Genomic DNA, 8211 nt, shown 5'->3' on the forward strand with positions numbered 1-8211 from the left:
GTCCCTTCGTTCCGCTCAGTCGGCGGGGATCAGCGTGTACTTGGTGGACAGGAATTCATGGATGCCCTCCGGCCCGCCCTCGCGGCCGATGCCGGACTGCTTGACCCCGCCGAACGGGGCCGCCGCGTTGGAGACCACCCCGACGTTGAGGCCCATCATGCCGGTCTCCAACCGGTCGATCAGCCGGTGGCCCCGGGCCAGGTCGCGGGTGAAGGCGTAGCTGACCAGGCCGTAGTCGGTGTCGTTGGCGAGCAGGACGGCCTCGTCCTCGTCGGCGAAGGTGGCGATCGCCAGCACCGGGCCGAAGATCTCCTCGTGCAGGATCGAGCTACCGGAGCGGACGCCGGCGACCACGGTCGGTTCGAAGAAGGTGCCGGGGCCGGGCAGCACGTTCCCGCCGGTCAGCACGGTGGCACCGCGGTCGACCGCGTCCCGGACCAGCTCATCGGCCTTCGCCACCGCGCGGCCGTCGATCAGCGGACCGATCTGGACGCCGTCCTCGGTGCCACGTCCGACCTTCATCCGGGCCACCCGGGCCGCCACCCGGGCGGCGAACTCTTCGGCCACCGACTCGTGCACGATGAACCGGTTCGCAGCTGTGCAGGCCTGCCCGATGTTGCGGAACTTGGCCAGCATCGCACCGTCGACCGCCTGGTCGAGATCGGCATCGTCGAAGACCAGGAACGGCGCGTTGCCGCCGAGCTCCATCGACACCCGCAGGACGCGGTCCGCCGCCTGGGCGAGCAGCCGCCGTCCGACCTCGGTGGAACCGGTGAAGGACAGCTTCCGCAGCCGCGGGTCGGTGATCAGCGGAGCGGTCGTCGCCGACGACGCGTCGGTCGTGTACACGTTCACCACGCCGGCGGGCAGCCCCGCCTCGACCAGCAGCTTCACGAAGTACAGCGTGGTCAGCGGGGTCAGGGCCGGCGGTTTCACCACCACCGTGCAGCCAGCGGCCAAAGCCGGGGCGATCTTGCGGGTGGCCATCGCCAACGGGAAGTTCCACGGCGTGATGAACAGGCACGGCCCGACCGGACGCTGCGAGACGAGCATCCGTCCGGTGCCTTCCGGGTTCAGCCCGTAGCGGCCCGAGATCCGCACCGCCTCCTCACTGAACCAGCGCAGGAACTCGCCGCCGTAGGTCACCTCGCCGCGAGCCTCGGCCAGCGGCTTGCCCATTTCCAGCGTCATCAACAGCGCGAGGTCGTCGGCGTGCTCGTGGACCAGGTCGAACGCCCGCCGCAGGATGTCGCTGCGCCGGCGCGGCGCAGTGGCCGCCCATTCCTGTTGCGCGGCGACGGCGGCGTCGAGCGCCCGCAGCGCATCCGCCGGGGAGGCGTCGGCAATCTCCAGCAGGGGACTGCCGGTGGCCGGATCGACGACCGCCAGAGTGCGGTCCTGTTCGGCGGCCACCCACTCACCGCCGATGAACAAGCCGGTCGGTACCTGGCTGAGCAGGGTCTGTTCGGTCGCGGTCATCGGCGTACCTTTCGTAGGCTGGCGGGCGCGTCCATCGACAGGGTCTGGCCGCGGAAGAAGGCCGGGCGTTTGATGGACTGCCAAATCATCACGACCACGCCGACCAGAATCACCGCCACCCCGAGAATGAAGACCAGGCCGATACCCCCGACGTTCGACCCGCTGCCGTAACCGGGATCCAGCGAATCGACCAGCGTGGTGACGAAGAGGATCAGCAGGATCGCCCCGCCGAGCAGCGGGCAGAACAGGGTGAAGAAGAAGAGCCGCGCCGAATCGAACCATTGCTTGCGGAAATACCACACGCAGGCGAACGCGGTCAGGCCGTAGTAGAAGCAGATCATCATGCCCAGCGCGGTGATCGTGTCCCACAGCGCGTCCTCGCTGAGCACCCGCATCACCGCGTAGAAGGCGGACGCGACGATCGAGGACGCGATGGTCGCGTACCCGGGGGTGAAGAAGCGGGGGCTGACGGCGGCGAACTTCGGCGACAGTGCACCGTAGTGGCCCATCGCGAGCAGCGTCCGGGCGGGGGAGACGAAGGTCGACTGCAGGGACGAGGCCGAGCTGGTCAGCACCGCCAGGGAGACCAGGAACGCCAGCGGTCCCAGGATCGGCCCGGACAAGTGGAAGAACACGTTCTCCTGGATCTCGACGTTGCCCAGCCCCAACTCGCCGTCCCCGACGCCGGAGTACATGATCATCGCCACGGCGAGCAGCAGGTAGAGGCTGACGATGGTGAACACCGTGACGGTGGCGGCCCGGCCCGGCGTCTTTTCCGGATCCTTGGTCTCCTCGTTCATGGTGAGGGTGACGTCCCAGCCCCAGAAGATGAAGATCGACAGCGATAACCCGGCTGCGAACGTACTGAACGAGGTCAGCTCGAACGGGTTGAACCAGGAGAACTGGAACGCGGTCGAGTCGAAGCCACGACCGTTGACGGCCTGGACGATGGTGACGATCGCGAAGAACAGCAGCACGATCATCTGGAAGCTCACCAGGAAGTACTGCAGCTTCTGCGTGGTCTGCATGTCGCGGTAGGAGATGGTGGTCGCGCCGAGCATGAACAGCAGGCAGACCACGATGTTGATCCAGGTGACGCCGGCGAGCTCAGCGATGGATTCGTTGCCGGTCAGCTGCGAGATCAGCAGGAACAGGAACTCGACGGCGATGCCGGCCAGGTTGGACAGCACCAGGATGGTCGCGGCGACCAGCCCCCAGCCGGCCATCCAGCCGATCCACGGGCCGAACGCCCGGGTGGCCCAGGTGAACGAGGTGCCCGAGTCGGGCATCTCACGGTTGAGTTCGCGGTAGCCGAAGGCGACCAGCAGCATCGGCAGGAAGCCGACCAGGATCACCGCCGGCACCTGCAGCCCGACCACGGACGCGGTGGGCCCGACTGCGGCGGTGAAGGTGTAGGCCGGCGCGATGCACGAGATGCCGATCACCACGGCACCGATCAGGCCGACGCTGCCGGCGCTCAGGCCCTTCTGGGAGATGCCGTGGTCGGCCGACTCGGTGGTGGAGGTGTCGCTGGTCATGCGCCGTCCCCTTCCTGGTGATGGGCACGGGGAACGACGACCACCGGGACGGGGACTTCGTGGAGCATCTTGGCGACGGTGGAGCCGAGGAACAGCCGGCGCGGCTGGGCGAGCCGTCCGGATCCGGCGAGCAGCAGTTCGCCGGGCTGCCAATCCAGAGCGGCGACCGCGGCCTCGATGCTGTCGCCGTCGGCAACGACGACCTCGGCGGCCATGCCCGGCGGCAGGCTGGTGTTGGTCGCGGCCAGCACCTCATCGGCCTCGGTCGGTCGGGCGGGCGGGCGGGCGGCGTCTCCGGTCGGTCTCGGTAGATCGATCGGCAGCAGCGAGAGCAAGCGGATCGGCGCCCCGGTCGCGGACGCCAGGGCCGCCGCGTCGGACATCAACGTTTCGTCACCGGGACGCGGGCTGACCGCGACGGTGAGCCGGGTGACCGCGGTGTCGGCGGCGAGCTTGCGGGCGCCGCGCGGCACCAGCACCACCGGAACGTCGGAGGAGTGCAGCAGCTCGGTGCTGGTGGGCCCGAGCCGGTGCCGCCCGCGCAGCCCACCGCCGCCGGCACCGACCACGAGGTAGTCGGCGCCGCGGTCGTGGGCAAACTCGATCAGCCCCTGGGCGAACGAGTCAGCGGCATGGACGTGGGGACGGGCGGTCACCGCGTCCGGAACCCGGCCGATCGCGTCGGCCAGCCACTGCTGCGCGAGGTCGTGCAGGTGCCGGTCGTAGGAGGCGTCCGGGGGCGTGATCACGCTGCGTCCCGTCGCCGGCAGAACCACGACCACATCGAGCACCGACCCGGTGGCCGCGGCCAGCCGGGCGCCGAAGGCCACCGCGTCGCGGCCACGTTTGGTCGCCGTGTAGCCGACGACGATGCGGGGGCTCATGCGGTGGCCTCCTCAATGATCTGCCGGGCCGCCAGGCGCCCCATCCGGATGGCGCCGTCGACGTGTTGGTAGCCTGCGCCGGCCAGGTCGCTGCAGGCGAACCGGATCGGGCCGACCGGGGTGCGCAGGTCTGCGCCGTAGCGGTGCAGTCCGCCCATGTCGAAGCTGGCGGCGTAGGCGCCGCGGGTCCATTCCTCGCTGCCCCAGTCGCTCTCGTAGTAGACGATCGGGTTGAGCGCTTCGGGTCCGTAGTAGTGGGACAGCGATTCCAGGATGCGCCGCTTGCGCTCCTCGGCGCTGACCTGGAAGACGTCGTCGGCGTTCCGGTCGGAGACGAACCCGACCAGGGTGCCGCGTTCGTCGCCGTGGTTGGTGTTGTCGTACGCCTCATGAGAAAGCTCATAGGGGCTGAACGCGGTGCCGGAGAGGCCCTGCTCGCGCCAGAACGGCCGGTCGTAGACGGCATGCACCTTGATCACGAAACCCATCGACAGATGCTGGTGCATCTGGTGCTGCAATCGCGGCAGCGGCGGAACGAACGAGATCCGCGGATAGAGCACCGGTGCGAGCGCCAGGATCGCCCTGCGGGCATGCACGGTGACGCCGTCGGCGATCGCGGTCACCCCGTCCTCACCCCAGGCGAGCGTCCGCACCGGCTGGTTCAGGAACACGTCCGGGCCCAGCCGTTCGGCCAGCGCCAGCGGCACCCGCTGCAGGCCCCCGACGACCCGCTTGTCCAGGATGAAATCGGCGTCGACCAGGTTCGAGTAGCTGCCGGCCGAAGCCGCCATCAGCAGCGACTGCAGCAGCGAGAAGGCGTGCGTGGGTTTGGTCAGCATCGCCGAGCCGGTGGCGAAGGCGAGGTTCCGGACGGCCTCGTCGTCGTCGGTCTGCGCCCGCAGCCACGCCTCCCAGGTGATCGCGTCCCACTCGGCCGCCTTCGGATGCGCCTCGGGCCGGTCGGGATCGATCTCGGCGGCCATCGCATCCAGGCGCTGGGTGACCTCGGCGATCACCCGTGCGGTGTCGGCACCCACCGGGAAGACGTCGCCGGTGAACCGGACCAGGGTGCCGTCCGGGCCGATGTAGACCGAGTCGCCCTCGCGGTAGCGCTGGTAGGTCTGGAGTCCCAGTTCGTCGATCGTCTCGATCAGTGCGTCCTGGTCGGGCGAGACCCACTGGCCGCCGATCTCGAGCATGGCACCGTCGAGGACGTCGGTCCACAGCCGTCCACCGATCCGGTCGCGGGCCTCCAGGACGGCGACCGATCGGCCCGACCTGCTCAGTTCGTTGGCCGCGGTCAGGCCGGCGGCGCCGGCACCGACGATGACGACGTCACGGGTGATCTCATTCAATTGCGCGGTTCTCCTTCGTTGTTGACGCCCGGGTCAGTGGGCGGCGAGCGCGGCGGCCACGATGTCGAGGCCCTCGTGCAGCAGATCGTCGGGAATGGTGAGCGGCGGCAGGAACCGGATCACGTTCCCGTAGGTGCCGCAGGTCAGCACGATCACACCTTCGGCGATCGCGGCCTTGGCCACGGCGGCGGTGAGCGCGGCGTCCGGGGCCTTGGTGGCGGGATCGGCGAACTCCATCGCCATCATCGCGCCCTGCCCGCGCACGTCGCCGATCCTCGGGTCGGACGCCTGCAGCGCCGTCAGCCGGGACCGCAGCAGGTCACCGATCTCGGTGGCGCGGGCCAGCAGCCCTTCGGTCTCGAAGGCCTCGATCGCGGCGAGTGCCGCCGCGCAGGCGACCGGGTTCCCGCCGTAGGTACCGCCCAGACCGCCGGTGTGGGCAGCGTCCATGATGTCGGCGCGGCCGGTCACCCCGGCCAGCGGCATGCCGCCCGCGATGCCCTTGGCGGTCGTGATCAGGTCGGGGACGATGCCGAACGTCTCACTGGCGAACATCACCCCGGTGCGTCCGAAACCGGACTGCACCTCGTCGGCGATGAACACCACGCCGTTGGCGCGGCACCAGTCGACGACTGCCGGAAGGAAACCCTCGGCCGGGACGATGAAGCCACCCTCGCCCTGGATCGGCTCGATGATGACCGCGGCGAGATTGTCGGCACCGATCTGCTTCTCCATGAGCGAGATCGCCCGGGACGCCGCCTCGGCACCCGAGAGTCCGTCCCGGTACGGATACGACATCGGTGCCCGGTAGATCTCGGCGGCGAACGGGCCGAAACCGCTCTTGTACGGCATCGACTTCGCGGTCAGCCCCATGGTCAGGTTGGTGCGGCCGTGATAGGCGTGATCGAAGGCGACCACAGCCTGCCGGCCGGTGAACTTGCGGGCGATCTTGACCGCGTTCTCGACCGCCTCGGCGCCCGAGTTGAACAGTGCACTGCGCTTGTCGAAGTCGCCCGGCGTGAGCCGGTTGAGCGCCTCGGCGACCGCCACGTAACCCTCGTACGGCGAGATCATGAAACAGGTGTGGGTGAACTGCGCGGCTTGCGCCGCGATCGCGGCGGCCACCGTCGGGTGCGCGTTGCCGACCGTGGTGACCGCGATGCCGGACCCCAGGTCGATCAGCGAGTTGCCGTCGGCGTCGACGACCACGCCGCCGCCGGCTGCGACCGCTTGGATGGGCACGGTGTGTCCCACCCCGGCTGCGACCGCAGCCGCTTTCCGGGCCAGCAGCTGCTGCGAGCGGGGTCCTGGAATCGAGGTGACGAGGCGGCGATGCTGCGCAAGCGTGGGTCCGCCCAGCGAAACATGGGTGTCGAGTCCAAGTGACATGTCCGGAGCCTAGGGCGCCGCACCTCCGTGGCGATATTCGCCACAATGTATATTGAGGGGATATTCCTGTACACAACGTACATGGGGTGCCGACTCTCGCTGGTCGAGCGTGTCGAGACCAGTGAGTTCCGCTGGTCGAGCGTGTCGAGACCCGTGAGTTCCGCTGGTCGGGCGTGTCTAGACCCGTGTGTTTCGCTGGTCGTGTGTTTTCACACCTCTTTTTTTCGGTGGTTCTCGTTTTTTTTCACCCCCCTACCCCGCGTGTTTTTTCCCCCCCCTTCTTCTGAGGTTTTCACCACCCTCTTCTTCTGATGGTTTCGACACACTCATCCTGCGATGGTTTCGACACACTCATCCTGCGATGTTTTCGACACGCTCAACACCTGCGAGGGTTTCGACACGCTCAACCAGCGCTGATCGTTGATCGGCGTGTTCCTGGAGGGGGTGGCCATGGCGGCCGTACCGAAACCGACCCTGCGTGCGCTGCTCAATCGCCGCGACCTGGGCCTGCGGCTGGCTACAACGGAGGACGAGCTGCCGCCCGGCGTGCTGGACGCACCGCTGCGCTGGGTGCACGGCTCTGACCTGGCCGATCCGACACCCTTCCTCACCGACGACCTGCTGCTGCTTACCACCGGCACCCAGTTCGACGGTGACGACCCGGACCCGTATCGGTCCTATGTCGCACGGCTGGCCCGGCGCGGCGTCCGAGGGCTCGGCTTCGGCACCGAAGTGGTCCGTGACGGCATTCCGGATGCCCTGCTGCACGCCTGTACCGACCAGCGGATGCCGCTGTTCGAGGTGCCGTACCGGACGCCGTTCATCGCGTTGGCCAGGGCGAATGCCGAGGCCGTCGCTGCGCAGGCCTACGCCCGGCGCAGCTGGGCACTCGCCGCGCAACGGGCGATCTCGCTGGCGGCGCTGCAACCGGACGGCCTGGGCGCGACCCTCGCCGAACTCGCGCGGCAGCTGGAGTCGTGGGTCGGCCTGTTCGACGCTACGGGCACGCTCGTCCGGGATCATCCAGCGGGCGGACTCACGCCCGCCGCACTCAGCGAGGTCACTGGCGAGGTCGGTGCGATGCTGCGCCGCGGCGTCCGGGCCGGGTCGTCGCTGGAGGCCGCAGGGGCGAGCTTCACCCTGCAGACGCTCGGACCCGGCGGGCAGCTACGCGGCGCGATCGCGATCGCTGCCGGCGGCCTGGACTCGGAGAGCCGCGGCGTCGTCACCTCGGTGATCGCGATGGCCGGCCTCGCCCTGGAGCAAACAGTCCGGCTCAACCAGGCCCGTCAGTCTCTGCGCAGCGGACTGGTGCGGAGCCTGCTCACCGACGACCCGAGTGTGGCCGCGCCGGTCGTCCGCGAGCTCTGGACGCCGCTGCCGCCAGAACCTGTCGTGGTGGCCGTCGCAACCGTCCCCGCCGCGCGCGCCCAGGTCGCGTCCGACTGGCTGGAACGGCAGTCCGCGGACCACTCCGTGTTCCACGGCCCCGGACCCGACGGCCTGGTGATCGCCGTCGCCGACGCGGAGCAGGCGCTGCTGGACGAGTTCGCCGCGCTGTTCGAG

Annotated in this window: 6 protein-coding genes; 1 reads left to right on the forward strand and 5 read right to left on the reverse strand. The window is 69.1% G+C overall.

Features of this window, described 5'->3' with window-relative positions; genetic code table 11:
• Positions 1–15 precede the first annotated feature (15 nt).
• From QM721_RS15035 to gabT, 5 genes are read right to left on the reverse strand one after another with little or no spacing between them, the layout of a single operon-like run.
• Positions 16–1479 (reverse strand): NAD-dependent succinate-semialdehyde dehydrogenase, encoded by a 1464-nt coding sequence (locus QM721_RS15035; protein WP_415123420.1) that lies wholly within the window; start codon positions 1477–1479, stop codon positions 16–18.
• The gene (locus QM721_RS15040) at positions 1476–3017 is read right to left on the reverse strand and encodes an APC family permease (RefSeq protein ID WP_415102332.1); all 1542 of its coding nucleotides are present in this window, start codon (positions 3015–3017) and stop codon (positions 1476–1478) included. The genes QM721_RS15035 and QM721_RS15040 overlap by 4 nt, the downstream gene beginning before the upstream one ends.
• Complete coding sequence (locus QM721_RS15045) at positions 3014–3901, reverse strand: universal stress protein (RefSeq protein ID WP_415123422.1); 888 nt, start codon at positions 3899–3901, stop codon at positions 3014–3016. Before QM721_RS15045 ends, QM721_RS15040 begins: the two co-directional genes overlap by 4 nt.
• Entirely contained in the window at positions 3898–5256 is a 1359-nt protein-coding gene (locus QM721_RS15050; protein WP_415102336.1) for a flavin monoamine oxidase family protein, read from the reverse strand. The genes QM721_RS15045 and QM721_RS15050 overlap by 4 nt, the downstream gene beginning before the upstream one ends.
• 33 nt (positions 5257–5289) lie before the next feature.
• Complete coding sequence (gene gabT, locus QM721_RS15055) at positions 5290–6645, reverse strand: 4-aminobutyrate--2-oxoglutarate transaminase (protein ID WP_415123424.1); 1356 nt, start codon at positions 6643–6645, stop codon at positions 5290–5292.
• Positions 6646–7095: 450 nt separating this feature from the next.
• Between gabT and QM721_RS15060 the strand changes: the two genes are divergently transcribed.
• Positions 7096–8211, forward strand: a 1116-nt coding sequence (locus QM721_RS15060) for a PucR family transcriptional regulator ligand-binding domain-containing protein (protein WP_415123426.1), incomplete at its 3' end; no start/stop codon positions are given.

The sequence above is a fragment of the Micropruina sp. genome (genome assembly GCF_047602085.1).
In the GTDB taxonomy this organism is placed as follows: domain Bacteria; phylum Actinomycetota; class Actinomycetes; order Propionibacteriales; family Propionibacteriaceae; genus Micropruina.

Bases quoted from the DNA above. Each gene is read 5' to 3' on its own strand.
- QM721_RS15035 (WP_415123420.1), bottom strand. From the start codon at position 1,479: ATGACCGCGACCGAACAGACCCTGCTCAGCCAGGTACCGACCGGCTTG.
- QM721_RS15040 (WP_415102332.1), bottom strand. From the start codon at position 3,017: ATGACCAGCGACACCTCCACCACCGAGTCGGCCGACCACGGCATCTCC.
- QM721_RS15045 (WP_415123422.1), bottom strand. From the start codon at position 3,901: ATGAGCCCCCGCATCGTCGTCGGCTACACGGCGACCAAACGTGGCCGC.
- gabT (WP_415123424.1), bottom strand. From the start codon at position 6,645: ATGTCACTTGGACTCGACACCCATGTTTCGCTGGGCGGACCCACGCTT.